This window comes from Actinokineospora fastidiosa (assembly GCF_014648415.1).
Lineage (GTDB): Bacteria > Actinomycetota > Actinomycetes > Mycobacteriales > Pseudonocardiaceae > Actinokineospora > Actinokineospora fastidiosa.
The window spans coordinates 487,846-514,428 of the sequence record NZ_BMRB01000004.1 but is presented as its reverse complement, the minus strand read 5'-3'; the positions used below and the strand labels follow the sequence as shown (position 1 = coordinate 514,428).

At 73.8% G+C, this 26,583-nt stretch carries 18 protein-coding genes; all 18 read right to left on the bottom strand.

From position 1 onward, the window contains the following. Nucleotide 1: 1 nt before the first annotated feature. Entirely contained in the window at nt 2–520 is a 519-nt protein-coding gene (locus IEY98_RS24360; protein WP_189212921.1) for a hypothetical protein, read from the bottom strand. After that, nucleotides 517–1,737, bottom strand: coding sequence for an MCE family protein (locus tag IEY98_RS24355; RefSeq protein ID WP_189212920.1), 1,221 nt, complete (start codon nt 1,735–1,737; stop codon nt 517–519). The genes IEY98_RS24360 and IEY98_RS24355 overlap by 4 nt, the downstream gene beginning before the upstream one ends. Next, on the bottom strand, nt 1,737–2,759 hold the full coding sequence (locus tag IEY98_RS24350) for an MCE family protein (protein WP_189212919.1): 1,023 nt from the start codon (nt 2,757–2,759) through the stop codon (nt 1,737–1,739). Before IEY98_RS24350 ends, IEY98_RS24355 begins: the two co-directional genes overlap by 1 nt. Continuing rightward, the gene (locus IEY98_RS24345) at nt 2,759–3,841 is read right to left on the bottom strand and encodes an MCE family protein (RefSeq protein ID WP_229787337.1); all 1,083 of its coding nucleotides are present in this window, start codon (nt 3,839–3,841) and stop codon (nt 2,759–2,761) included. Before IEY98_RS24345 ends, IEY98_RS24350 begins: the two co-directional genes overlap by 1 nt. 5 nt (nt 3,842–3,846) lie before the next feature. Further along, nucleotides 3,847–4,830, bottom strand: a complete 984-nt coding sequence (locus tag IEY98_RS24340) for an MCE family protein (RefSeq protein ID WP_189212918.1) — start codon at nt 4,828–4,830, stop codon at nt 3,847–3,849. Further along, nucleotides 4,827–5,870 (bottom strand): MCE family protein, encoded by a 1,044-nt coding sequence (locus IEY98_RS24335; protein ID WP_189212917.1) that lies wholly within the window; start codon nt 5,868–5,870, stop codon nt 4,827–4,829. The genes IEY98_RS24340 and IEY98_RS24335 overlap by 4 nt, the downstream gene beginning before the upstream one ends. Beyond that, nucleotides 5,867–7,117 (bottom strand): MCE family protein, encoded by a 1,251-nt coding sequence (locus IEY98_RS24330; RefSeq protein ID WP_189212916.1) that lies wholly within the window; start codon nt 7,115–7,117, stop codon nt 5,867–5,869. The genes IEY98_RS24335 and IEY98_RS24330 overlap by 4 nt, the downstream gene beginning before the upstream one ends. Beyond that, a complete protein-coding gene (locus IEY98_RS24325) occupies nt 7,114–7,950 on the bottom strand; it encodes an MlaE family ABC transporter permease (protein WP_189212915.1) in 837 nt (278 codons plus the stop codon). Before IEY98_RS24325 ends, IEY98_RS24330 begins: the two co-directional genes overlap by 4 nt. A 1-nt stretch (nt 7,951) precedes the next feature. Further along, nucleotides 7,952–8,683: an MlaE family ABC transporter permease gene (locus tag IEY98_RS24320; protein ID WP_229787362.1), complete on the bottom strand. Its 732-nt coding sequence runs from the start codon at nt 8,681–8,683 to the stop codon at nt 7,952–7,954. A gap of 110 nt (nt 8,684–8,793) precedes the next feature. Further along, on the bottom strand, nt 8,794–9,996 hold the full coding sequence (locus IEY98_RS24315) for an ATP-binding cassette domain-containing protein (protein ID WP_189212913.1): 1,203 nt from the start codon (nt 9,994–9,996) through the stop codon (nt 8,794–8,796). A 45-nt stretch (nt 9,997–10,041) separates the two neighbouring features. Then, nucleotides 10,042–11,256, bottom strand: coding sequence for a DUF6801 domain-containing protein (locus IEY98_RS24310; protein ID WP_189212912.1), 1,215 nt, complete (start codon nt 11,254–11,256; stop codon nt 10,042–10,044). A 292-nt stretch (nt 11,257–11,548) separates the two neighbouring features. Further along, on the bottom strand, nt 11,549–13,642 hold the full coding sequence (locus IEY98_RS24305; protein WP_189212911.1) for an AMP-binding protein: 2,094 nt from the start codon (nt 13,640–13,642) through the stop codon (nt 11,549–11,551). A gap of 145 nt (nt 13,643–13,787) precedes the next feature. After that, nucleotides 13,788–14,867: a glycosyltransferase gene (locus IEY98_RS24300; protein ID WP_229787361.1), complete on the bottom strand. Its 1,080-nt coding sequence runs from the start codon at nt 14,865–14,867 to the stop codon at nt 13,788–13,790. Nucleotides 14,868–14,911: 44 nt separating this feature from the next. After that, nucleotides 14,912–15,709: an alpha/beta fold hydrolase gene (locus tag IEY98_RS24295; protein WP_308425923.1), complete on the bottom strand. Its 798-nt coding sequence runs from the start codon at nt 15,707–15,709 to the stop codon at nt 14,912–14,914. A 9-nt stretch (nt 15,710–15,718) separates the two neighbouring features. Beyond that, entirely contained in the window at nt 15,719–16,036 is a 318-nt protein-coding gene (locus IEY98_RS24290) for an acyl carrier protein (protein WP_229787335.1), read from the bottom strand. Further along, nucleotides 16,033–18,630, bottom strand: coding sequence for an acyltransferase domain-containing protein (locus tag IEY98_RS24285; protein WP_189212908.1), 2,598 nt, complete (start codon nt 18,628–18,630; stop codon nt 16,033–16,035). Before IEY98_RS24285 ends, IEY98_RS24290 begins: the two co-directional genes overlap by 4 nt. Then, nucleotides 18,627–25,685 carry a type I polyketide synthase gene (locus tag IEY98_RS24270; RefSeq protein ID WP_229787333.1) on the bottom strand — a complete coding sequence of 2,353 codons (7,059 nt, stop codon included), beginning with the start codon at nt 25,683–25,685 and terminating at the stop codon, nt 18,627–18,629. Before IEY98_RS24270 ends, IEY98_RS24285 begins: the two co-directional genes overlap by 4 nt. Further along, nucleotides 25,682–26,467 carry an SDR family NAD(P)-dependent oxidoreductase gene (locus tag IEY98_RS24265; RefSeq protein ID WP_189212907.1) on the bottom strand — a complete coding sequence of 262 codons (786 nt, stop codon included), beginning with the start codon at nt 26,465–26,467 and terminating at the stop codon, nt 25,682–25,684. Before IEY98_RS24265 ends, IEY98_RS24270 begins: the two co-directional genes overlap by 4 nt. Between the last annotated feature and the right edge of the window lie 116 nt (nt 26,468–26,583).

The following is a 26,583-nucleotide window of genomic DNA, read 5'->3' as shown; positions in this document are numbered from 1 at the left end:
CTTACACCGGGCTCGTCGGCACCTGGGCGATGCCGCTGAGCAGCCATCCCCGGTCCGTCTTGGTCATCTGGGCGGTGAAGCGGACGCGCTTGGTCACGGCGTCCCCGGTCTCCGGGGTGACCACCACCTCGACCGAGGCGATCACCGCGGCGGTGCCGTCCGCCGGGTCCAGTTCGGTCACGGCGGCGTCGACGACCTTGCCCTGGGTCGCCGTGCCCGCCTTGACGATGCGCTCCCGGCTGGCGTCCCTGGTGGCGCGCAGCTCGTCGGCGAGCGGGCCCGTGGCGGCCGACAGCCAGCGGTCCAGGCCCTCGTCGACATTGCGGTGGTCGAGGGTGTTGAACGTCTCCACGGCCGCGGTCGCGCTGCGCAGGGCCTCATCGCGCATGGCGGCCTGGTCGCTGTCCACGTCGGCCGACGCCGTCCACCACCGCACTCCCCCGAACACCGCGAACGCCACCGCCACGGCGAACACGGCCATGGCCAGCACCCGGAAACGCCCTCGGGCAAGCGTGCTCATCGCGATCCCTCCAATCCCAGCAGTCCGCCCACGCTGTCGGTCATCGCGGGCGCGGGGCGCGGCTGCGGGACCGTCGCGGTCGCCCCGTAGGTGAACGGCTTGACCGCGGGCGGGACCCCGCCGCGCGGGACGTTCTGCGAGCCCCGCACGTTGCCCGCGCCCGGCGCGAGCGTGCAGCGCGCGTCGGTGTTCAGCGGCGCGCCGGAGGTGTCCAGGCCGTTGCGGTAGCGGGTGCCGCCATAGCCCGCGGTGCACGGCAGCGGCGTGAAGAACGTCGTCGCCAGCCCGAAGTGGGCGCCGTCGGGCCGGATGACGTCGCGCGCGGCGGCCACCGCCTTGGGCGTCACCACGAGCATCTGCTCGATCCCCGCCTGCCGGGTGACCAGCACGTTCGACGTCGTCAGCAGGTTGGCCAGCACGATGCCCAGGTTGGGCCCGGTCTCGGCCAGCAGCCCGCTGATCTGCTCGGCCGCGCCAGGCGCCTTCTGCAGCACGGTGCGCAGGTCCCCGTCGGACTTCACCAGCTGCTCGGCGATGAGCTTGCTGCCCTCGGCGAAGCCCTTGATGGACTCCGAGGTCTCCACCTGCGTCGTCAGCACCGTCCCGGCGTCGGTGATCAGCGCGGTGGTCTGCGGCAGGTACTCCGTGGCCATCTTCGTGAACTCCGCCGAGGAGTCCAGCAGCGCCTGCAGCGCCGGTCCCGCGCCCTCGGTCGCCAGGTACATCTCGTCGACGACGGTCCGCAGCTCCTCGCGCGGCACGGACTCCACCAGCCGATCCAGGTTGCGCAGGACGGTCTCGGTGGGCAGCGGCAGCTGGGCGCGGTCGGAGGAGATGATCGACCCGTCGGCAAGGTACGGCTCGCCGTCGCGCGTCGGGCGCAGGTCGACGTACTGCTCGCCCACCGCCGACCGGTTGGCCACCACGGCCTGGACGCTGGCGGGGATCACCGGGGCGTCCGGGTCCAGCAGCAGGTCGACCTCGATGCCGTCGCCCAGCAGGGTCAGGTCGCCGACCCGGCCGATGGCCACGCCGCGGTAGGTCACCTCGGCGTTGGTGAAGATGCCGCCGGAGTGGTCCAGCCGCAGGTGCACGGTGTAGCCGGAGCCGCCGAACAGCCGGTCGAGGCCGACATAGCGCGCGCCCACGTACGACACGCCCACCAAGGCGATCACGACGAACGCCACGACCTGGATCCGGACCCGCTTGGTCAGCATCAGCCCTCACCTCCATCCACTGGGGGAAGCGGCAGCGCGGCGGCGCCCGGCACGGGCGACTGGGCGCTGAACGACAGGTAGGAGTTGATGTAGTCGCCGCGCACCGCCGCCATCGCCTTGTCGGTGAAGGGGAAGGTGAACAGCACCTCCATCGCCTGCGGCAGCTGCTGACCGGCCTTGGTCAGCTCGCGCAGCGTCGGCTCCAGCGCCCGCAGGTCGGCGACCAGGTCGTCCTTCGAGCGCTCGACCACGTCGACGGCGACGCCGGAGAGCCGGTCGAGCGACTTCAGCATGGTCACGAACTGCTCGCGCTGGCTCGCCAGCACCTCGATGCCCGGCCCCAGCCCCTCCAGCAGCGCGGTGATCTGGTCCCCGCGCGGGCCGAGGTCGGCGGCCAGCCGGTCCATGCCCTCGATCGCCCTGACGATCTCCGCGCGGTGCGAGTCGAGCTGCCCGGCGAAGGTGTCCAGGTTCTTCAGCAGCGACTTGATGTCGGACTCGCGGCCCTCCAGCGCGTTGTTCAGCTCCTGGGTGATCAGCTGGAGCTGCCCGATGCCGCCGCCGTTGAGCAGCAGCGACAGCGCGCCGAAGACCTCCTCGATCTCCGGGTTGCGGTTGGTGCGCTCGACCGGGATGACCGCGCCGTCGGCGAGCGTGCCGATCCTGGCGTCGTCGTCGGGGTCGTCGAGCTCGACGAACTTCTCGCCGAGGACGCTGGACTGGCGCAACCGGGCGTAGGCGTTGGCGGCCAGCCGGATCTCGCCGTTGACCGACAGCGACACCACGGCGGTGCGGCCGTCGGCGGACAGCGTGATCGCCTCGACCCGCCCGACCGGCACGTCCTCCACCTTCACCGCGGACTGCGGGACCAGGTCCAGCACGTCGCGGAAGTGGACGGTCACCTGGTACGGGTGGTCGCCGAGGTCGGCGCCGCCGGGCAGGTCGACGTCGTAGAGTCCGGCCCCGCAGCCGGTGGCGGTGAGCCCGGCCAGCAGGGCGGCGGTCAGCCGTGCGGCGCGCATCAGCGGCCTCCGGGGTCGTCGGTCGCGGGCAGGGGGAAGGCGCGGGGGGCCGACGCGGAGAACTCGGTGAGGTTGGCCCGGCCGTCGATGGTGCGGGTGGCCGGGTCGTAGGCGCCGAGCAGGTTGGTCAGCGCGTTGGGCACGGTGTCCAGCGCCTCGGCGAGCGACGCGCGCTGGTCGACCAGCACCTGGGTCACCCCGGTCAGCTTCTCCACGTTGGACTTCAGCAGCGCCCGGTTGTCCCTGATGAACACCTCGACCGTCTCCAGCGCCGAGGCCAGCTCCGACAGCGCCTGGTCGAACGTCGTGCGCTCGTTGACCAGGAACTCGGTGACGATGGCCAGCTGCTCGTTGACCTCGCGGACCTGCTCGTCGTTCTTGGCCAGCATCGCGGTGAACTTGTGCAGGCCGTCGATCGTGGCGAACAGGTCCTCCTGGGAGCCGTTGAGCGTGCGGGCGAGGTCGCCGAGGTCGCGGATCGTCTGCCCGGTGGCCGCGCCGTTGCCGCCCAGGTACTCCGCGCCCGTGCGCAGCAGCTCGCTGAGCGCGCCGTCGGCGTTGGCGCCGTCGGGCCCGAGCGCGGTGGTGAGCCGGTCCAGGCTGGCGAACAGCTCGTCCAGCTCGACGGGCACCTGGGTGCGCGGGACCGGGATGACCGCGCCGTCGGCGATCTTGTCCCCGGCCGTCCACACGGGACTGAGCTGCACGTACCGGTCGGAGACCAGGCTGGGGGTGACGACGAGCGCGTTGGCGTCGGCCGGGATGGGGGCCTCGGCGTCGACGGTCATCTCCACCCGCACCGACGCGCCCTGCGGGGTGACGCTGTCGACGGTGCCGACCTGCACGCCGAGCACCCGCACGTCCGAGCCGGGGTAGAGGCCGACGGCTGCGGTGAAGTACGCCGTCAGCCTGCGCACGTCGCCGCGGCCCGCGATCGCCCACGTGCCCGCCGCGACCACGATCGCCACGACGGCGAGCAGCGCACCGCGCGCGATCCACGGGTTCGCCTTCCTCGGCTTGCGGACCCTCGGCGGCCTGGCGACCTTGGTCGCCTTGCCCATCTTCCTCGTCTTCTCGGCCATGCCCCTCACCGCCTCGGCGGGACGCAGCCCGCGGTGCCGTCGGCGGCCGGGATCAGGCCGCAGATGTAGGTGTCGATCCAGCGGCCGTTGCCCACCGCGTTGCCCACCAGCCGGTAGAACGGTCCGGCGAGCTTCAGCGCCTTGTCCAGGTTCGCCTGGTTGCGCTGCAGCACCTCGGCGACCCGGTCCAGCTGGGTCAGCGCGGGCCCGATCTGCGCCTGGTTCTCCTGCACCAGCGCCTTGAGCTGGGCGGAGAGGTCCCGCGTGCCGCGCAGCAGCGCGCCGATGGCCTCGCGGCGGTTGGCGAACTCGGTCAGCAGCACGGCGCCGTCGTCGAGCAGGGCGTTGAACTGGTCGGTGCGCTCGGCGAGGATCTTGCCGACGCCCGCGGAGTGCTCCAGCAGCTTGCGCAGCTCCTCGTCGCGGGTGGCGACCGTGCGCGACAGCGCGGACATGCCCTCCAGCGCGGTGCGCACCTCCTGCGGCGTCGTCGCCGAGAACGTCTCGGAGAGGGTGTCGAAGCTCTCCGCCAGGCTCTCGGTGTCGATGTCGCTGACGGTGTTCGCCAGGTCCTCGAACGCCTCGGTGACGTCGTAGGCGGTGATCGTGCGCTCCAGCGGGATGGGCGTGCCCGGGTCCAGCTCCGCGCCGCCCGCGGGCTCCAGGGCCAGCATCTTCTGGCCCAGCAGCGTCTTGATGCGGATGGCGGCCACGGTGCGGTCGCCCAGCCAGACGCCCCGCGAGCGGAAGGAGACCTTGACGTAGGAGTTCTCCAGCTCCACGTCGGTCACCTTGCCCACCTTGACGCCCGCGACCCGCACCTCGTCGTCGGGGCTCAGGCCAGCCGCCTCGCGGAAGTGCGCGACGTAGGTCGTGCCCCCGATGATCGGCAGGCTCTCCCAGGTGAACACCAGCAGGCCGAGCACCGCCATGACGGTCGCGCCGACCAGGCCGACCTTGACGGTGTCGCGTTCGCGGAAGGGCTTCACGGGCGGCACCTCGCATCGGTGACCGGCAGGCCGATGTCGGCGGGCGTCTGGCCGGGGGCCGGGGGGACGTCGGTGGTGATCGAGCAGAGGTAGAGGTTCAGCCAGGACCCGTACGACGCGGTGCGGCCGATGGTCTCGTACTTGACCGGCAGGTTGCTCAGGAACGCCTCGAACGCCGGGGTGTTGTCGGCCAGCGTCTTCGACAGCGCGCCGAGGGCCTCGATGTCGCGGCGCAGCGGCTCGCGCCCGTCGGCGAGCAGGCCCGCGGTGGCGGTGGTCAGCTCGGAGAGGCCCTGGATGGCCTCGCCGATCGGCACCGCGTCCTTGGCCAGCCCGGACACCAGCTGCTGGGTCGTCTCGATCAGCTTCGACAGCTCGTCGCCGCGCTCGTCGAAGCGGCCGATCACCGTGTTGAGGTTGGTGATGACCCGGCCGATGACCTCGTCCTTCTCCGCCAGCGTCGTGCTCAGCGAGCCGATGTGGGCGATCAGGCTGTCCACCGTGCCGCCCTCGCCCTGAAGCACCTGCACGATCTCCATGGACAGCTTGTTGACCTGCTCGGGGTTGAGCGCCTGGAACAGCGGCTTGAAGCCGTTGAACATGGCGGTCAGGTCGAGGGCGGGCCGGGTGCGGTCCAGCGGGATGGTGGCGCCCTCGGCGAGCGTGCCTCCGCCCGCCGAGGCCGGGCCCTGGTCGAGGCTGATGTAGCGCTGGCCGATGAGGTTGCGGAACTTCAGCGTCGCGGTGACCTGCGCGCTGAGCGGCCAGCGCCGGTCGACGGTGAACTCCACCTCGGCGACCCCGCCACCACCCTCTGCGCCGTCCACGACGGAGATGTCCTCGACCTGGCCGATGCGCACGCCGGACATGCGCACGTCGTCGCCGGGGTTGAGCGAGGTGACGTCGGTGAACCGCGCGAGGTAGACGGCCGCGTCGTCGGTGCCCTTGTTGGCGATGGTGATGGCCAGCAGGCCGGTCGCCAGGACGGTGACGACGGTGAAGATCAGGGCCTTGACCAGCGGCCGGACGAGGCTGATCACGACAGCTCCACCTCCGCCCCGCGCAGCAGCGGCCCGACCAGCAGCGAGCCGAACCCGCCGACCGCAGCGGGGTCGCCCCCGTCGGCCGCGGCGACCAGCTCGCCCACGAACGCGTTCTCCTGCGGTGAGTTCGGCAAACCCAGACCGTCCTCCGTGTACGAGGCGGGGGTGGCGACGGCCGCCGTGGCGCCCGCGGCCAGCCCGCCGGGGTAGCAGCGCGGCCCGCCGCCCGCGGTGTAGCGCGGGCGGTCGGCACCCGGCCGGTACGCCCCGCGCGACTCCTTGACATCCAGCTTCACGTGCAGTCCGGGCTCGTTGGTGCCGACGCCGAACGCCTTCTCCAGGTCCGGCTTGAGCGCCATGACCGCCTGCGTCAGGCAGGGGAACTCCGGGGAGTACCTGGCCAGCAGCTCCAGCGTGGGACGGCTGTTGTTCGCCAGCCCGATCAGCGTCTCCCGGTTGCCGCGCAGGAACCGGTCGAGGTCGTCGGAGGTGGTGGTGAGCGTGGCGAAGAGCTTGCCGAGCTGGTCGCGCTGTTCCACCAGCGTCTTGGACGTCGTGGTCAGCCCGGCGAGGGCGTCGACGATGTCCGGCGCGGCCTCCTCGTAGACCTCCAGCGTGTCCGCGAACTTGGTGATGTCTTCCTTGATCTTCGGCAGCTCAGGGTTGATCTCGGCGAGGTAGTCGTCCAGCAGGGACAGCGTCTCGCCGAGCTGGTCGCCGCGGCCCTCCAGCGCCTGGGAGACCGCGCCGAGCGTGCTGGCCAGCTTCTGCGGCTGCACGGCCTGCAGCACCGGCAGCAGGTCGCGCAGCGCCTTCTCGATCTCGATGGCCCGCTCGCTGGTGTCCTGCCGGATCGTGTCGCCCTCGTCGAGGATGCCCTCGGGGGTCTCCGGCAGCACCAGGCTGACGTAGCGCTGGCCGAAGAGGGTCTTGGGCAGCAGCCGCGCGGTGACGTTGGCGGGCAGCAGCTCGGCCTTGTCCGGGTCGAGCGCCAGCTCGACGGCCACGCCGTCGCCGTCGGTGCGGATCTCGCGCACCGCGCCGACGACCATGCCGCGCACCTTGACGTCGGCGTTGAGCCGCAGCTGCGTGCCCGCCCGGTCCGCGCGCAGCGTCACCATGTCGGTGGAGACGAAGTCCTTGTTGTAGACGGCGATCGTCAGCCAGCCGAGTGCGCCGAGCAGGAGGATGAACACCACGCCCATCGCCTGGTTGCGCCGCCTGATGCTCCTGCGCCGCCTCATCCGGCCACCTTCACCGTCGTGGTCGCGCCCCAGATCGCCAGGCTGAGGAAGAAGTCCAGGACCATCGTGACGACGATCGCGGTCCGCACCGAGCGGCCCACCGCCACGCCGACGCCCGCCGGGCCGCCCGCGGCGCGGTAGCCGTAGAAGCAGTGCGACAGGATGATCGCCACGCTGAACACGAGCACCTTGACGAACGACCAGACCACGTCCTCCGGCGGGAGGAACAGCGAGAAGTAGTGGTCGTAGGTGCCCGCCGACTGCCCGTACACCCACACCGTCGTCATCCGCGCGGCGAGGTAGGAGGTGAGCAGGCCGATGATGTAGAGCGGGATGATCGCGATGAAGCCCGCGATGATCCGGGTGGTCACCAGGTAGGGCATCGACCGCACGGCCATGACCTCGAGCGCGTCGATCTCCTCGGAGATGCGCATGGCGCCCAGCTGCGCGGTGAACCCGCAGCCCACCGTCGACGACAGGGCAAGGCCCGCGACCAGCGGCGAGATCTCCCGGGTGTTGAAGTAGGCCGACAGGAAGCCCGCCAGCGCCGACGTGCCGATCTGGTCGAGCGCGGCGAAGCCCTGCAGGCCGACCACGGTCCCGGTGAACACCGAGATGCCCAGCATCACGCCGATGGTGCCGCCGATGACGGCCAGCGCCCCGCTGCCGAAGCTGACCTCGGCGAGCAGCCGGATCACCTCGCGGAAGTACCGGGTGATGGTGAACGGGATCCACGCCAGCGCCCGCAGGTAGAAGCCGAGCTGGTCGCCGAGGCGCTCCAGCGCGGTGCCCGGCCTGGCGAGGGCCGCGCGCGCCCGGTTGAGCGTCGTCACCTCATGCTCCCTTCGCCGGGACGAGCTGCAGGTAGAACACGCTGATCACGAAGTTGACGAAGAACAGCAGCAGGAACGTGATGACCACGGACTGGTTCACCACGTCGCCGACGCCCTTCGGGCCGCCCTTGGGGTTGAGCCCCCGGTAGGAGGCGACCAGGCCCGCGAGGAAGCCGAAGATCAGCGCCTTGATCTCGCTCACCCACAGGTCCGACTGCTGGGCCAGGGCGGAGAAGCTGGCCAGGAACGCGCCCGGCGTCCCGCCCTGGACGATGACGTTGAAGAAGTAGCCGCCCGCCACGCCGACGACGCTGACCATGCCGTTGAGCAGGGCCGCGACGCCCATGGCGGCGAGCACGCGGGGCACGACCAGCCGGTGGATCGGCGAGACGCCGAGCACCCGCATGGCGTCGATCTCCTCGCGGATGGTCCGCGCGCCCAGGTCGGCGCAGATGGCGCTGCCGCCTGCGCCCGCCACGATCAGCGTCGTCACCACCGGGCTGGCCTGCTGGATGACGGCGAGCACGCTGGCCGCGCCGTTGAACGACTCGGCGCCGATCTGCTCGGTCAGCGAGCCCAGCTGCAGGGTGAGCACCGCGCCGAACGGGATCGACACCAGCGCGGCGGGCATGATCGAGACGCTGGCGATGAACCAGAACTGCTGGATGAACTCCCGCACCTGGAACGGCCGCCGGAACAGGCCGAAGAACACGTCCAGGCCCATCGCGAACATGTTGCCGAACTCGCGCAGCGCGCCGACGACCTTGGCCTTGCCGCGCTGCAGCGGTCCCGGCTCGATGTACTCGGGCTCGCCGACCGGCGGGCCGACCCGGGTGGGCGCGCTCATCCCCGCCCGCCCTGGTCGTCGCGGCGCCACGGGCGCGGCCTGCGGGCCGGGGGCAGCGGGGTGGTCTGGTTCGGGTGGACCGGGCCGGGCTGCGGCGGGCGCTGCTGGGCCGGGCCGGGCTGCGGCGGCAGCGGCCTGCGGGCCATCGGCTGGGGCATGGGCTGCGGCATGGCCATGCCGGTGGTGCGCCTGCGCCAGTCCTGGTAGCGCTCGTAGTCCTCAAGGGACAGCTCGGCCATGATGCCGTGCCGCGCGCTCTCCGGCAGCGTGTCGAGGATCTGCAGCACGCGGGCGCGCCTGCGCCGCACCGCCTGCCGGGCTGGCAGGCCGGGGGTGGGCTCCAGCTGCGGGACGATGCCGCGCACGTCCTCGTGGCCGCTGCCGTCGCCGTGGCCCGCCGCCTGGTGGGCCAGCTCGGCGGCCATCGTCGCGGAGTCCTTCTCCTCGGACATGCCGATCGGGCCGATGCGGCGGCCGTTGAGGAACTGCGCCACCACCGGCTCGTCGCTGGTCAGCAGCACCTCGCGGGGCCCGAACATGACCAGCTCCTTGCGGAACAGCATGCCCAGGTTGTCCGGGACCGTCCGCGCCACGTTGATGTTGTGCGTGACGATGAGGATCGTCGCGTCGATCTGGGCGTTGAGGTCGATGAGCAGCTGGCTCAGGTACGCGGTGCGGACCGGGTCGAGACCGGAGTCGGGCTCGTCGCACAGGATGATCTGCGGGTCGAGGACCAGCGCGCGGGCCAGCCCGGCGCGCTTGCGCATGCCGCCGGAGATCTCGCCGGGCAGCTTGTGCTCGGCGCCGAGCATGCCGACCATGTCCATCTTGGACATGACGATCTGCCGGATCTCGGTCTCGGACTTGCGGGTGTGCTCGCGCAGCGGGAACGCGACGTTGTCGAAGATGCTCATCGAGCCGAACAGCGCGCCGTCCTGGAACAGCACGCCGAACAGCTTGCGGATCTCGTACATGTCGCGCTCGGCGCACGCGCACAGGTCGACGCCGTCGATCACCACGCTGCCCCGCTCCGGGCGCAGCAGGCCGATCAGGCACTTGAGGAACACCGACTTGCCGGTGCCGGACGGGCCGAGCAGCACGCTCACCTCACCGGCTGGCAGCGTCAACGTCACGTCCCGCCAGATCGCCTGCCTGCCGAAGGACTTGCTCAGCCCCTCGACGGCCACCTCGACGCCCATCACACCTCCACGAACACGGAACCGGGGAACAGCCTGGGTCGACGCCTACCCGCAGTTGGTCTCGATGCACTTGAGGGTCAACCTGACCGTCATCGGGTTGTCCGGCCCGGACACCAGCCCGGTGATCAGCGGGTCCAGGTCCTCGCGCGTGCCGCAGCCGGTGAACGCGGGCAGGTCCGCCTTGGTCTTGAACTCCGACGTCGCGCCGGGGACGAGGATGATGTCGCCCTTGAGCGGCACCTTCATCGGGCCTGCCGTCCAGCAGTTGTCGCCCACGGCGAGGTCGACCCCGTCCTGGCGCACGCGGTGCAGGCGCAGCTCGATGTCGGAGACGGTGTCCACCTTGGCCTTCCACGGCTGCCCGGTGATGTCCATCTCGGCCGTCCCGGTGACCGCGCCGGGCTTGAACTCGATGTCGTTGTGCACCGGCATGAAGCGGAAGACCACCAGGTAGGCGTCCTTGACCGGGTCGAGCGTCAGGGTCCCGGTGACCGGGGACGGCGGCGGCGCGAACGGGTCGAGGAAGGTCACCAGGTCGCCGGTGATCGACAGGTCGACGCCGATCTTGGCGATGGTGTTCACCGCGTTGACGTCGAAGGTGACCTTCAGGCCCGCGTTGGCCGACGGCTCGTCCATCGGCGCGACCGGCTGCCGCCGCTGCGCGGGCGCGGCCGTGACGGCGGCGCTGCCCAGGGTCTCGCCGCCGGGGTAGGCGTCGCAGTCGACGGCCTGGTCCGCCTTGCCCGGGGCGCCCGCGCGCAGGTGCGCGGTCAGCCCGGCGAGGACCAGCTCCGCCGTGCCCTCCTCGGGCTCGGCGGTGACCGCGGGGCCGCTCAGCGCGAGGATGACGCCCTCGGCCAGCGCCGAGGGCGCCGCGGCGAGCTCGGCGGGCGGCAGCGGGGTGTCCACGCCGTTCTGGCGCAGCGCGAACTCCGCGGTCGCCGAGCCGCCAATGGTCTCCGCGCCCACGGCGCGCAGCGCGGCCACCGCGTCGGCGGGCAGCGCGATCTCCACCGTCGGCTCGGCGGCCAGCGGCTCGCCCGCGGTCACCGTCTCGGGCACGGACAGCCCCACCTGGACGGGAGTGTCGACCTGGCCGCCGTCGGGCAGCGCGCAGCGGAACGTCGCCTGCGCCGGGTCCTGGCGCGCGGTCGCAGGCGACATCCCGGAGACCACGCCGACCCCGGCGGCCACGGCCGCGGCGACCGCGGCCGCCAGCAGCGCGCGGCGGCGGGCCGGACGAGACCGGAATATCTTCATTGGACGCCCATTCAGCTGCCGGGGGAATGCCATTGCGAATCGGGCCGACACCTCGACATCGACCTCGCCGAACGGACGTTACCAGCGTGCTACCAGCATGACAACGACGCTTTCCCGGACCGCCCGAATCGACCTTTCATTTATCATCGACCACACATTTCGGTGATCGGCTTTGTGGTCGACCGGCATCGACACCGCTCCCGACACCGGGCCGTGACCTGGAGATACGCGGACAGCAAAAACGCGGGACCAGAATTTGTCACCCGTGGCACAAATTCTGGTCCCGCGTTCGTCATCCCACGTTCGGCAGGGCTGCCGGTTCGGCGACATCTCCGTCGGCCAGCACCCGTTTGAGCACTTTACCCGTCTGGTTGCGCGGCAGTTCGTCGACGAAGACGACATCGCGCGGGACCGAGAACCGGGCCAATCGCTGGTGCACATAGGCGCGCACGCTGTCCTCGTCCAGCCGCCACCCGTCGCGCACGACGATGTAGGCGGCCAGCCGCTGCCCGTACTCCGCGTCCGGCACGCCGACGACGGCGGCCTCCACCACCTGCGGGAGGTCGGTGAGCACCTCCTCGACCGGGCGCGGGAAGACGTTCTCGCCGCCGGAGACGATCATCTCGTCGTCGCGGCCGCAGATGTGCAGCCGCCCGTCGGCGTCGAGGTAGCCGCGGTCGCCGGTGTCCATCAGCCCGCGCCGCACCTCGCGCTCCGCCCCGTCGAGGTAACCGTCGAACAGCATGTCGTTGCCGACGAAGATGCGGCCGACCTCCCCCGGCGGCACCTGGGCTCCGTCGCGGTCGAGCAGCGCGATGCGCGCCCCCGGCGGCGGTTTGCCCGCCGTCGTGGGGGCCGCGCGCAGGTCGTGCGGGCTCGCGATGGTCGCGGCGGAGACCTCGGTGGAGCCGTAGAAGTTGTAGAGCACGTCGCCGAAGGCGTCCATGAAGCCGGTGACCAGCGAGCGCGGCAGCGCCGAGCCGCTGCTGGCGACGATGCGCAGGCTGGAGGTGTCGTAGCGGTCGCGCACGCGCTCGGGCAGGGCCAGGATGCGCTGGAGCATGATCGGCACGGCGAACAGCGCCGTGCAGCCGTGCTCCTCGATCGCGGCCAGCGTCGCCTCGGCGTCGAACCGCCTGCGCAGGACCATCGTGGCGCGCAGCGGCATGCCGATCTGCAGCGCGGTCAGGCCCCAGCTGTGGAAGATCGGGGCGGCGACGAAGATGCGCTCGTTGGCCCGCAACGGGATGCCCGCGAGCACCATCGCCGCGTCGAGCAGGCCGGGCGTCGGCCTGCGCGCCCCCTTGGGCGTGCCGCTGGTTCCCGAGGTGAGCACGACGAGCCTGCCCGGCCGCCGCGGCGCGGGCAGCGGGTCGGCGGGCTGGTCGGCGGCGAGCGCGGCCAGGGTGGCGTCGAACTCGACGTCGGCGACCGCGCCGGAGCCGATCAGCGTCACCTCCGGCGGGATGTCGTGCAGCAGCGGGGCGAACTCGTCGTCGGCGACGAGCACGGTGACGCGGTGGGTCCGCAGCAGGTCGACGACCTGCGCGCCCGCCAGCCCGGTGTTGAGCAGCACGGTGTCCGCCCCGAGCTTGGCGCACGCGGCGAGCGTGCGGACCAGCGCGGCGTGGTTGCGGGCCAGCACGGCGACCTTGGTGCGGGCCTGCACGCCCAGCTCGGTGAGGCCGTGGGCCAGCTGAGTGCTGCCGATGTCGATGTCCCGGAAGGTGCTCACGCCGCGCTCGTCGATGACGGCGGCGCGCTTGGCCGAGCGGGCGGCGGCAGCGCCGTACCCGCCCGCGACGGTCGAGCCCCACTTGGCCAGCGCCCGCAGCTGCCGGGCGGTGCGGTCGGGGCGGGTGGGCGAGAAGACGCCAGCGGCGGCGAGGACCCGCAGCGCGCCGAGCCTGCCGCCCTTGCCGCCGTCGCGCTCGGGCAGCCGGTCCGGGGCGCCCGCGAGGTGGTCGCACACCCGGCGGATGCCGTCGCGGGCCCACCGCTTGATCTGGGCCTCGCTCCAGCTGACGCCGAGCCGGTGGCGCAGCATCGGCTTGAAGAAGACCACCTTGATCTGGGTGCGCCCGCGCTCGGCGTCCTGCAGCTTGATCGACACCCAGCCGCCGGTGTCCGGCACGCCCGCGAGCACGAGCTGGTCGTCCGTGCGGCGGATGACGGTGCGCAGCCGGTGGTCGAGCACCTCGCCCGGGCCGAGGCAGGCCCGCATGGCGTACTCGGGCTGGGCGCCGTAGTAGGCGGGGGCCAGCTTGTCGCAGCCGCTGATCCCGCGGAAGAATCTCGGGTAGCGGGCGGGCTCGCCCAGCACCGCCCAGAGCTCGGCCCTCGGGTGGTCCACAGTGGTCTCATAGACCACGCAGTCGTCGACCATGACGCATGCTCCCTCCGCCCGTTCCACCGAATGAAGCACCCGCGTGACGGGCGGGTCAAGGATGTGGCGACGGCGGCCGAAAAGTGTGGCCGGAGCGCGCAAACCCGGTCGCGCGCGGCCGCCTGGGCGGACAAATGTGTTTGTGCTAAAGCAGCTCTTCCAGCGCGTTCGCCGCCGCGGGCGCGCCGCCCGCCGCGGCGAAGGACTCGCGGATGCGGTGGGCGGCGGCGCGGTGGGCCGGGTCGGCGACGACGGCGTCGACGGCCTGCCCGATGTGCCGCGCGGTGGCGTGGGCGAACCGCAGCCGGACGCCCGCGCCCGCCGCGGTCACCTGCTCGGCGATGACGGGCTGGTCGTCGCGGATGGGTGCGACGACCAGCGGCAGCCCGCGGGCCAGGGACTCGCAGACGGTGTTGTGCCCCGCGTGGCAGACGACCGCGGCGGCCCGGTCGAGGACGGCCTGCTGCGGAAGCCGGGCCGCGGTGATCACGTGGGGCGCGGTGACGACGCCCGCCGGGTCGGCGATGACCCCTTGCAGGTGCGGTCTCTCCGCAAGCGCCGCGGCGCACTCGGTGAGGAAGCGGGCGCCCGCGTCGTCGTTGACGGTGCCCAGGGAGACGTAGACCAGCGGGCGTTCGGGGTCCAGGCGGGCGAAGTCGAACGGGTGCGGCTCGGCGGGCCGGGGAACGGGACCGACGAAGCGGACCGGACCGGCGGCGGTGGGCTCGCCCGGCACCAGGGCGGCGGAGGTGAAGGCGAGCGTGAGGCGCGGTGAGAACCGCGGGTCGACGCCGCCCGGCGCGCCGAACCGCGCCCGCAGCCCGGTCAGCCGCTCCTCGATGCCCGCGGCCACGGCGGGCAGCGTGGCGAGGGGGTCGATCAGCTCCGACGAGGTCGTGGCCGAGGTGACCCAGGGCAGGCCCCGACGCTCGGCGGCGAACGCGCCCGCGAACGCCTGCTGGTCGGCGACCACCACGTCGGGGTCCTCCGCGTCCAGCGCGGCCTCCACGCCGGGTGTCATCGCCTCGGTCAGCGGCAGCAGGACATTGTCCCACAGGTGTTTCAGGGCGGCGAACCCGCGCAGCCCCGCGGGTCTGGCGGTGTCCAGCCCGGCGCAGGGGTGGACAGCCGACCCGGGCGGCAGGAGATCGCCGAGCAGGTCCGCGTCGCCCGCCCACGCGACCCGGTGCCCGCGCGCGGCGAGTTCGGCCGCCACCCCGATCATCGGGTTGACGTGGCCGGTGAACGGCGGCACGACGACGAGGACTCTCACGCCGCGGCCCGCTGCGACAGCGACGCCACGAACTCCAGCACCATCGCCCGCACGGTCCGGTGGCGCTCCACGAGCACGGAGTGGTTCTGCCCCTCGATGACCTCCGTCCGGCAGTCCGGGAGCAGCCGCTCGACGGCGAGCGGGTCGTCGCTCTGGAAGCCCTGGTCGCCCAGGATCGACAGCACCGGGCAGGTGATGCTGTCGAGGTCCGCTGTGGACAGCAGCGGCCCGCTGGGCACGTCCGTCACGATGGACGTCGCGGCGATCAGCGCGTGCGCGGCCCTGGCCAGCCGGGCGTGGTGGGCGCCGAAGGTCCGCGTCACCCACGCCAGGTACTCCTCCTTGGCGATCTCGTCGAGCACGTTGCCCAGGGTCCGGCCCATCTTCTCGGCCCACGCCTCGGTGGCGGGCTCGGCCTCGATGGAGACGATGCCCGCCACCCGCTCCGGGTGCCGCGCGGCGAAGCTGAACGCGACCGTCCCGCCGAAGCTGTTGCCCACCAGGTGGACCGGGCGGCGGAGGTCGAGGCGGTCCAGCAGCTCGCGCAGGTCGTCGACGAAGTCGCCGACCCGGTAGCCCGACGCCGGGCGGTCGGTGCGGCCGTGCGCGCGCAGGTCGTAGGCCAGCGCGGTCATCCCGGCCGCCGCGACCGGCGGGCACAGCGTGAGGTAGAAGCTGGCCAGGCTGTCGTAGCCCAGGCCGTGCACGAACACCACCACCGGCGGCTCGCCCTGACCGGCGTCGCGGGCGGGCAGCAGCTGGTAGTGCGTGCGGACGCCGTTGACCTCCAGCATCGCCACGGGTCAGTGCCCCGTCCGCGCGACCACGAAGTCGACCAGCAGGCCGATGCGCATGCCGATGACCTCGTCGAGGTCGAGTTCGGCCAGGTGCGCGGCGAGGTTGACGTGCTCGCCGTAGCGCTCGGCCAGCAGCGCGCCGACGGCGACGAGGTCGATGCTCTCCAGGCCGAGGTCGTCGTGGAACAGGGTGTCCTCGGTGATCTCGGACAGCTCGACGACGTCGGCGCCGTACTGGTCGAGGACCATGGCGAGCATGCCGCGCAGGTCGTCGAGGACGGCGTCGCGGGTGGGCGCCATGGTCTGGGGCTGGATCGTGCTCACGGTGCGGTCTCCCTCTGGGTGTGCCGTGCCCGCGTCCAGGCGACGGCGTACTCGTGCCGGTCCGGCCCGTCGACCGGGACCACTTCGGTGTCGCTGTTCGGCCCGATGGCCGCCACCGCCTTGGCGACGGCGGCCGCGCGGCCGTCCGGGCCGACCCGGGCCAGCGCCACGGCCGGGCGGTCCTCGGCCTCGGCGACCAGGGCGACGCCCACGCCGCCCTCGGCGGCCACGGCGACGGTCAGCGGCGGGATCACCAGGCCGTGGGCCCCCTCGACGCCGAGCAGGCCGTCGGCGCCGTCGCTGATCCGGATCTCGGCGGGGAACAGCGGGCCGAAGCCGCGGTCCCACAGCGCGCCGCGCACGGCGTCCTTGGCGGCGAACCGGCCGACCAGCCAGTCCCTGCGCTCGCGCGGCGGCACCCGGTCGTAGTCGGCGCGCTCGGCGGCGGCGAGGTACTTGCGCAGGAAGAACTCGCGGGAGGCCAGCGTCGGCCAGCGGTCGGCAGTGTGCCACCAACCGGCGTCGTGACGGGTCGAGAGGGTGGACGTCTCCGGGAAGCGGTGGATGGCGCTGGTCTGCGCGTCGCTGTCGAAGCGCAGGTCCGTCCAGCCCTCGACGGTGATCACGGTCCGCCCGCCCACGACGACCTGCGCGTCCGCGGTGAGGCGGCGCTCGTCGGCGGAGGTGATGCGCAGATCGCAGGCCACGGTCGTGCCCGGCGCCGGCTGCGGGCCGTGGAACCGGACGCGGCGCAGGCCCGACGGGAACGCGATCGAGCGCGCCGGGTGCCACTCGGCCAGCCACACGCCGATGACCTGGCCGACGTTGTCCAGCAGGGCGCCCGGCGCCTCCGGGACGGTGATCTCGGCGCGCGCGGACGCCGCGCCGACGCCGATCGTGCGGCTGACTCCCCGGTAGCGCGGTCCGTGGAACATCCACCGCTCGAAGTACAGCCGTTCGGCCGTGATGGCGGGCGGGTGCTCGTCGGGGCTGGGCGTCCAGGGCGCGGGGCCCGCCGGGTAGGCGGGGGCGAGCAGGACGGTGCCCTCGGCGTACTCGCCCAGCCGGACCGCCACCCGGTCGGGGCCGAGCGCGCGGGTCTCGACGCGGACCTCGGTGGCGGGCGCGGCCACGAGCCAGCGGTGCAGCCGCAGGTCGTCCACGCCGACCGCCACCGTGCCCGGTCGGACGGCGGCCTCGGCCATGTGGTGCAGGATCGTCGTGGCCGGGACGACGGGGCGCAGGTCGGTCTCGTCCGGCCAGCCGGGGCGCTGGCGGACGAAGCAGTGGTCCGCAAGCCACGGCATGTCCGTTGTGGACACCGAGACCGTGCCTGCGCCCGGGTCGGCCGCGGCCAGCACGGCCTGCACGGCCTCCTCGATCTCGCGCATCAGCAGCGGCAGCTCGGCCAGGGCCGGGTGGCGCGCGGCGGCGTCGGCGAGCGGGTCGCGGACGGGCGCGGCCACCTCGACGGGCGCGTCGAACGCGGTGAAGTCCGGGTCCGCGCCGTCGACCCACAGCGCGGCGGCGGCGCGGCGCAGCTGGGCCATGCCGGGGCCGCGGTCGCTGTTGGCCGCGACGGCGAGGTGGTCGACGCCGCGCAGGGTGTCCGAGACCAGGGAGGCCAGCTGGCCGGAGCCCATCTGCACGAACGAGCGGATGCCGGTGGCGCGCAGCGCGGTGACCAGCTGGCGGAACCGGACGGGCTCCACCAGGTGCCGGATGCACAGCTCGCGGGCCGCGGCCGGGTCGCCGGGGAACGGCCGCGCCGTGGTCGCCGACCAGACCGGCACCGACGGCGGGTGCAGCGGCAGGCTCGGCACGCCGGTGCGGCGGAACTGGTCGAGGTAGGGGGCGAGCATGGGGGTGTGGAAGCCGGAGCGGAACGGCATCACCTGGCAGATGACGTTCTTGGCGCGCAGCAGGGCGACGACGTCGCCGACGGGCTCGGCGGGCCCGCACACGACGGTCTGGTTGGTGGAGTTCTCGTGGGAGACCACCACGTCCGGAACCGGCGCGATGGCCTCGCGGGCGCGCTCGACCGGGCAGCCCAGGACCGCGAACTCGACCCCGGGGACGCGCAGGGCGTCGAGGTCGGTCGCGGCGAGCATCGCCTCGAAGTCGGCCGGGGCGAACAGCCCGCCGGTGATCATCGCCGTCCACTCCCCCACGCTGTGGCCCGCGACGGCGACCGGGGTGATACGCAGCTTGCGCAGTGCGGCGTCGAGCAGGCGGCCAACGGCGATGACGGCCGCGCCGTGCCTGCCCAGGGTGGAGGTGTCGAGGTCGGGCGCAGCCTGGCCGAGCCAGGCGGCGACGTCGTCGACCTGGGGGGCGAAGTCGGCCTCCAGGCCGGGGAACAGGAACGCGACCGGGCCGGGGACCGGGTCGGGGGCGAACCACAGGTCCCGCCTGCCCCGCCAGGCCTTGCGGCCCGCCACGACCCGCCGGGCCAGGGCGAGCCGGTCGTCGGTGGGGTCGGCGACGGCGATGCGGGTCGGGCCAGCGCCGACGGGCGCGGTGCGCGCGTCCTCGCGGTCGAGCCGGTCGAGGAGGGCGTCGGGGGTGGCGGCGGCGAGCCGCAGGACGGTCACCAGCCCTCCCCGGCGTAGAGGACGGAGTGGGCCGTGCCCGAGGCGATCTCGGCGAGCAGGGCGGCGACACCCGCGTCGGGGTCGATCAGCTCGATCCCGCGCTCGGCGTAGACGCGGCTCAGCTCGGGGGTGACCATGCCGCCCGCGCTCGGCGCCCATGGTCCCCAATGGACGGTCAGGGCGCGGTGGCCGGTGCGCCGGGACCACTGGGCGGTGAGGGTGTCGACGGCGGAGTTGGCGGCGGCGTAGTCGGCCTGGCCCCGGTTGCCCAGCACGGCGGCGATGCTGCCGAACGCCACGACGAACCGGGGCGCGACCGCGGCGTCGTCGAGGCCGCCGAGGAGCGCGGCCATGCCGTCGACCTTGGTGGCGTAGACCCGGCGGAACGACTCGGGGTCCTTGTCGGCGATGAGCCGGTCCTCGATGACGCCCGCGGCGTAGACGACCCCGTCGATGCGGCCGTGCTCGGCGTGGACCTGCTTGACCAGCCTGCGCACGGCATGCGCGTCCCCGGCGTCGACCTTGCGGTGCACGGCGGTGGCGCCCTTGGCGCGCAGCTCGGCCAGGGTGGCCGCGACCTCCCGCCGGGCGAGGATCGCCCTGGCGGCCCGGTCCGCCTCGGCGGGCGTCCCCCCGCGCCGGGCGAGGACGCCCCGCAGCGCCGGGAGGTCCTGGGCGGCCGCCGTCTCCGCGTCCTCCGGCTCCGTGGGCGGCGAGGTGCGCCCGGCGAGTTCGAGCGTGCACCGGGCGCCTGTCAACCCCGCGGCGACCCGGGCGGTGATCCCCCGCGCGCCGCCGATGAGCAGGACCACGCTGTCGGGCCCGAGCCCGAGGTCACCACTCCCCGTCAGCGGCCTGTCCTTCAGCACGTAGGCCCGCCGCTCGTCGCCCCTGACGACGACCGGTTCGGTCCCGGTGGCGAGCAGTTCGTCGATGACGATGTCCACGAGGGCTTCGTCGTCCGGGACCGGCGCCGCCAACTCCACCACCCGCGCCGCCGTCTCCGGATGCTCCTTCCGGACGGTCCGCATGAACCCGGCCAACCCGAGCGCCCGGCCTTCCTCCTCCACGGCGACCAACCACCGCGGCCGCCGCGCGAGCACGGACCGGACCAGGCCGAACCCGCCCGGCAGCAACGGCCCGTCGGAGGGGAGGCAGACCAGCCCGTCGACCCGCTCGACCCACTCGGGAAGCTCGGCGGCCGAGGGCAGCGGAACGGCAAGCCCGCCATGGGCGGAGAGCCGTCCCGCCACCGCCTCGATAGAGCTGGGGGTGCCGCCGAGGATGAGGATGGTCGCGCCGAACAGGGCACCGGGATCGTCGTTAGGGTTGGCCGGAGCCGCGACCGCGACAAGCTCCCGCCGGGTCGGCACAACCCCATCGGTCGACCGGTCACCCCCAGCCGGAGCCGACCGGCCCGCCTGCGCGCCCCGCGCCGGTTCTTGCCGGGGCGGTGGGGCGGTGTCGCCGAGCAGGGTGGCCAGTTGAGCGGCGGTACGGGCGCTGACCAACTCGTCAATGGGCACCGTGGTCTTCAGCCGCGTCGCCAACTCGCCGACGATCTCGGTGCGCTTGATCGAATCAATGCTCAAGTCGGCTTCCAGGTCGAGGTCCGGCTCGACCATCTCCGCGGGGTAACCGGTGCGCTCGGCGATGACGGCCACGATCGTCTCCGCCACCGAAGACACCGACTTGGACGGCTGGCCGTCCAACAGGCGCGTCAGCTCGGCGGCCGTGCGAGCCTGGACCAACTCATCCACAGACACCGCACTGCCCAGGCGCGAAACCAACTCGCCGACGATCTCCGTACGCTTGATCGAATCGATGCTCAGGTCGGCTTCCAGGTCCAGGCTCGGCTCGACCATCTCCACCGGATAACCCGTGCGCTCGGCGATCACCGCCACGATCGTCTCCGCCACCGAGGACACCGGCTTGGACGGCCGACCGTCCAACAGGCGCGTCAACTCGGCCGCCGTGCGGGCCCGGACCAGCTCATCCACCGACACCGCAGTGCCCAGGCGCGAAACCAACTCGCCGACGATCTCGGTGCGCTTGATGGAGTCGATGCTCAGGTCGGCTTCCAGGTCCAGATCCGGCTCGACCATCTCCGCCGGGTAACCCGTGCGCTCGGCGATGACGGCGGTGATGGTCGCGGCCACGGAGGGCGCGGTGGAGGTGGTCGGCGCCGGGGCGGGGGGCAGCGGTGTCGGCGCGGTCAGAGCGGGTGCCGGGGCGGGCGCGGTCGGCGTGGGCGCCGCTGGGGGCGGGGCGCCCAGGTAGCCCAGCAGGACGTCGCGTTGGGCGGCGACCAGTTCTCGCGTGGAGCGGAGGAAGTCGGAGACCATGGTGTCGCGGTCGACGGGCTGGGCTGGGGTGGGGGCGAAGGCGGCTACCCGGCGGGCGGGCGACAGGCCGCCCGCGACGGGAGTGCCGTCGGCGGTGCGGACCAGGTGGCCGTCGACCGTCCAGCCGGGCGCCGCCGCGACCGGGCCGGTCAGCTCGACGGCGTCACGGCCTGTCGTCAGCCAGCCGGTGCGCAGGGGGACGCCGGTGACCGCCAGGGTGGCCAGGGCGTGCAGCAAGCCCGAGAGGCCCGTCCGCTTGCCCGGCTCGCAGGACACCACCGTGTGCGGGCGGTCGCCCAGGGTCGAGCGCACCAGGTTGGACAGCACCCGGCCGGGCCCGGCCTCGAAGAACACCCGCGCGCCGTCGGCGTACATGTTCTCGATCTGGGCGGCGAACAGCACCGGGGACGCCACCTGCGCGGCCAGCTCCGCCCTGATCCCGTCCACATCGGACACGTACGGCCGCGCCGTCCGGTTCGCCCACACCGGCACGCGCGGGGGTTCCACCCGGTGCAGGGCCAGCTCGTCGGCGAACGCCTCGGCCGCGGCCGCGACGACCGGGCTGTGGAACGCGCAGGCCACCGGCAGCGGGCGGGCCGACACCCCGGCCGCGCGCAGGGCCTCGACCGCCTCGGCGACCAGCGCCGTCGGCCCCGACAGCACGACCTGGGACGGCGCGTTGTGGTTGGCCACCACGACCCGGCCCGCCAGCATGGCGTCGGCCAGGACGCTCTGCACCCGCGCGTAGTCGGCGCCGACCGCCGCCATCGCGCCCGGGTCGTCCCCCGCCGCCGCCAGGATCGCCGCCGCGCGGGCGGCGCTCAGCGGCAGCAGGTCGCCCGGGTCGATGGCGCCCGCCGCGGCCAGGGCGACCAGCTCGCCGTAGCTGTGGCCGCCGTACATGTCCGGCTGGACGCCCAGCCGCGTCAGCACCTCGTGCACGGCAAGCCCGGTCACGCCCAGTGCGGGCTGGGCCATGCGCGTGTCGCGCAAGCGGTCGGCCGCCGCCTTGGCCGCGTCGTCGGAGAACGCGTCCGGGGGGAACAGCGCCGAGAGCACGTCGGGGTCCGCCGCGGGCAGCAGGTCGGGCACGGCGACGAACAGCTCGGCCAGCATGCCCGGTCGCTGGCTGCCCTGGCCGGGGAACAACACCGCCAGCTTGCCCCGCTCCGCCCCGGACGCCCGGTAGAGCCCGGCCTCCGGGTCGGTCTCCCCCGCCAGCGCCCGGCGCAGCAGCCCGGCCAGCTCGGCAACATCCCGCGCCACCACGGCGACCCGCACCGGGGCCGGGTCGCGGTCGGCCCGGACCGCGGCGGTCCTGGCCAGGTCGCGCAGCGCCACCGGCCCGTCGGCCAACGCCAGCAGGGACCGCACCGCCGCCAGCGCGGCGTCCTCGGACGCCCCGCGGAACACGAACAACTCGGCGGGCCACCGCGTCAGCCCGCGCCGGGCCCGGGTGTGCCCGCTCAGCACGGCGTGGAAGTTCGTCCCGCCGAACCCGAACGCGCTCACCGCCGCCACCCGCGCCGACGGCTCCCCCGGCCACGGCGCCGCCGACGACCGGAACGCGAACGGGCTCGTCGCCGGGTCCCACGCCGGGTTCGGCTCCGCCACGTGCAGCGTCGGCGGCCGGACCCCGGTGTGCACGGCCATCGCGGCCTTGATCAGCCCGGCGATGCCCGCCGCGCACTTGGTGTGCCCGATCTGCGACTTCACCGACCCGAGCCCGACCGACCCCGGCGCGGCGCCCGCCGCCCCGAACACCTCGGTCAGCGTGGTCAGCTCCGTGCGGTCGCCCACGACGGTGCCGGTCCCGTGCGCCTCGACCATGCCGATGTCCACAGGGGACACCCCGGCCTTGGCGTAGGCGCGCTCGACGGCGCGCCGCTGGCCCTCCGGCCGCGGGGCGGTCAGACCGAGCGCGCGGCCGTCGCTGCCCGCGCCCATGCCCTTGATCACCGCGTAGATCCGGTCGCCGTCGTGCTCGGCGTCGGCGAGGCGCTTGAGCACCACGCACGCCACGCCCTCGCCCAGGGCGATGCCGTCGGCGGAGCTGTCGAACGTGCGGCACCGCCCGGTCGGCGACAGCGCCCCGACCGAGGAGAACAGCAGATAATCGCCGATCGCGTTGTGCAGGTCCGCCCCGCCCGCCAGCATCAGGTCGGCGGACCCGGTCTCCAGCTCCTTGCACGCCGACTCGACCGCCGCCAGCGACGACCCGCAGGCCGCGTCCACCACGTAGTTCGTACCGCCGAGGTCGAGCCGGTTGGCGACGCGCCCGGCGATGACGTTGGCCAGCCTGCCGGGGAAGCTGTCGCCGGTCAGCTCGGGCAGCTGCGCCATCAGCTCGTCGGGCACCGACGACGCGTAAGACGGCAGGAACATCCGCAGGTCCTCCGCCTTGGACAGGTCGCCGCCCGCCTCCGCGCCGAACACCACGCCCGCGCGCTCGCGGTCGAAGCCGCCCTGCCCGTACCCCGCGTCCTCCAACGCGCGCTGGGCGATCTCCAGCGCGAGCAGCTGCACCGGCTCGATCGAGCCGAGCGCGGCGGGCGGGATGCCGTAGCGCAGCGGGTCGAACGGGACCGCGTCGAGGAACCCGCCCCACTTGGACCGGGTCTTGCCCTGGCCGTCGCCGAAGTAGACCTCCGGGTCCCACCGGGTCGGCGGCACCTCCGTGACGCTGTCGCGGTTGCCCACGATGTTCGCCCAGAACGCGGCCAGGTCCGGCGCGCCCGGGTACACGCACGCCATGCCGACCACCGCGATGTCGGCGGGCTCGGGCGCGGGCCGCGGCGGGCGCGTCCTCGGCAGGTCGTCGCGCACGCGCGCGGCCCGCTCGCGCAGGTGCTCCCCCGCGCCGACGGAGACGGCGCGGTGCAGGTCGTCGATCGTGGTCACCGTCGAGCGCAGCGCCGCGACCTGGCCCGCCATGAACATCCCGTCGGCGACGCGGCCCTCGGCGTCGACCTCGACCAGCGCGTCGCCCTCGCGGCGCAGGCCCTTGCTCGCCACCCGCAACCTGCCGACGTTCAGCTCCTCCAGCTTCGCCCACGCCTCCCGCTCCGGCACGCCCGCGGCCTTGAGCCGGGCGGCGGTCTCGGCGAAGAAACCGGTGAACGGGCTGGCCACGCACCGGGTCGCGTGCCCGGGCGCGGTGTGCAGCAGCTCGGTGCCGGACGCGGCGATCACCTGCTGCTGGAAGGTGTCGGTGATGGCCCCGCCCGCCACGGCCTCCTCGGTGAACAGGTAGGCGGTGCCCATGAGGACGCCGATCGCGGCGCCCCGGTCGGCCAGCGGCCCGGCCAGCGCGGCCACCATCGCCGCCGAGCGCGCGTCGTGGACGCCCCCGGCGAACAGCACCTGGACCTCGCCGCCGCCCGGGTGCTCGCGCAGGACGTCGAGCTGGGCCTGCCACAGGGCGAACGACGTGCGCGGCCCGACGTGCCCGCCGCACTCGCTGCCCTCGAAGACGAACCGGCGCGCGCCCGCGTCGAGGAACTGGCGCAGCAGCCCCGGCGACGGCACGTGCAGGAACGTGGCGATGCCCGCCGCCTCCAGCACGGCGGCCTGGTCCGGGCGGCCGCCCGCGATGAGCGCGGCGGGCGGACGGGCGGCCAGCACGGCCTCGACCTGGGCGGCCCGCAGCTCCGGCGGGGCGAAGCCGAGCAGCCCGACGCCCCACGGCCGCTCGCCCAGCAGCGCGCGGGTGGCGGACAGCATCTCGCGGCTGCGCTCGCCGGAGTTGAGCGCCAGGGCGAGGAACGGCAGCGCGCCGCCCGCCGCCACGGCGTCGGCGAACTCGGCGCGGTCGCTGACCCTGGTCATCGGCCCCTGCGCGATGGGGTACCGGGTGCCGAGCGCCTCGGCCAGCGCCGAACCGGGGCCCAGGACCGGCGGGCGGGTGGCGTGCACTGCCGCGCCGATCGCGGTCAGCACGGCGCGCACCGCGCGCGCGACCGTCCCGAAGCGACGGCGGAACTCGGTGGCGAGGAAGGCGTCCTGCCCGACCGGGGCCCCGCCGGGCAGGACGCGGTGTCCAGTGACGACCGTGGTGTCCGTGCCGTCGCTGGCCGCGATCGCGGCGGCGAGGTCGTCGGGGATGTCGGTCTCGGCCAGCAGCGCGAGCTGGGTGTCGAGCACGACGCCCGCCGCCCCGCCGACCACCGCGGCGGCCGCGGTGTCCGGACCGATGCCGCCCGCCAGCCACACCGGCAGCGGGCTCGCGTCGATGATCTGCTGCAGCAGCACGAAGGCGCCCGTCTCCGACACCCGCCCGCCGGACTCCGCGCCGCGCGCGAGCAGGCCGTCGGCGCCCTGCTCGCTGGCGGCCACGGCCTCGGCGGGCGAGGTGACCTCGACCAGCACGACGTAGCGGTCGGGCACGTCGGACACCCGCCACGGCGAGTCCCAGCCGAGCACCACGACGTCGACGCGCTCGGCGGCGGCGCCGAGGATCTCGGCGACCTCGGCGAAGGAGAGCGCGCAGCCCTCGGGCACCCGCAGGCCGAACCGGCGGTCAACGGCCTTGGCCGCCCGCGCGGTCCTGGCCAGCGCGGACCGCGCCCGCCGTCCGCCCGTGCCCAGGTCGAGCACGCCCAGCCCGCCGACGGCGGCGACCGCCGCGCACAGCCCGGCGCAGCTCTGCCCGGCCGGACCGATGCCCAGCACGTACTCGGGCCGCTCGTCGCGCATTGCTCCTCCGGTCATCGGGTGCTCGCGTGGGTGTGGATCCAGGCGTCGGGGTCGGCGGCCTTCTTGGCGTACAGCTCGGCGACCTCGGGGTGCGGCAGCACGAGGAACCGGCCGTCGGCGAGCCCGGCGACCGCGCACGCGGCGACCTCGGCGGGCTCCAGGATCGGGCCGAGCTCGGCGACGGCCAGCCCGGCCGGGTGACCGGCGGCCACCGCGGGCATGAGCAGCCCGGTGCGCACCCCCAGCGGGCACAGCGCGCTCACCTTGATCCCGTGCCGGGCGTAGGCGCAGGCCAGCCACTCGGCCAGGCCGACGGCCGCCTGCTTGGTGACCGCGTACGGCGCGTCGCCGGGCAGGCCGAGCAGTCCCGCGGCGGAGGCGGTGATCATGAAGTGGCCGCCGCCGTCGCGGATCATGCCGGGCAGCACGGCCTGGGCCAGGTGGACGTGGGCGCGGACGTTGACCGCCCACGCCTTCTCCCACAGCGACATCGGCGCGTGCAGGCCCAGCCCGACGGCGACGCCCGCGTTGGAGAACACCGCTCCGATCGGGCCGTGCTCGGCCCGCACCTCGGCGACGAGCGCGCGGACCGCTGCCGCGTCGGCGACGTCCACCCCGGCGGCGACCGCGGCGACACCCCGCTCGCGGACGGCGGCGGCGGTCGCCTCGGCCCCGGCGGCGTCGATGTCGACCGCGACCACGGCGGCCGCGCCGCCGCCTGCCGCCTCGACCGCCAGCGCCGCGCCGATTCCGGCGCCCGCGCCGGTGACGAGCACCGTTTTCCCGGCTATTGCCACGCCATTCCTCCGACCGCTTTCTCCGCTGGCTGTCGGCCGAAGTTAGAACCGGCTTCGCGGCAGCGTCAAGCAAGCGGCCGGAATATCGGCGCAGCCCCATGACAACCCGGGCGACT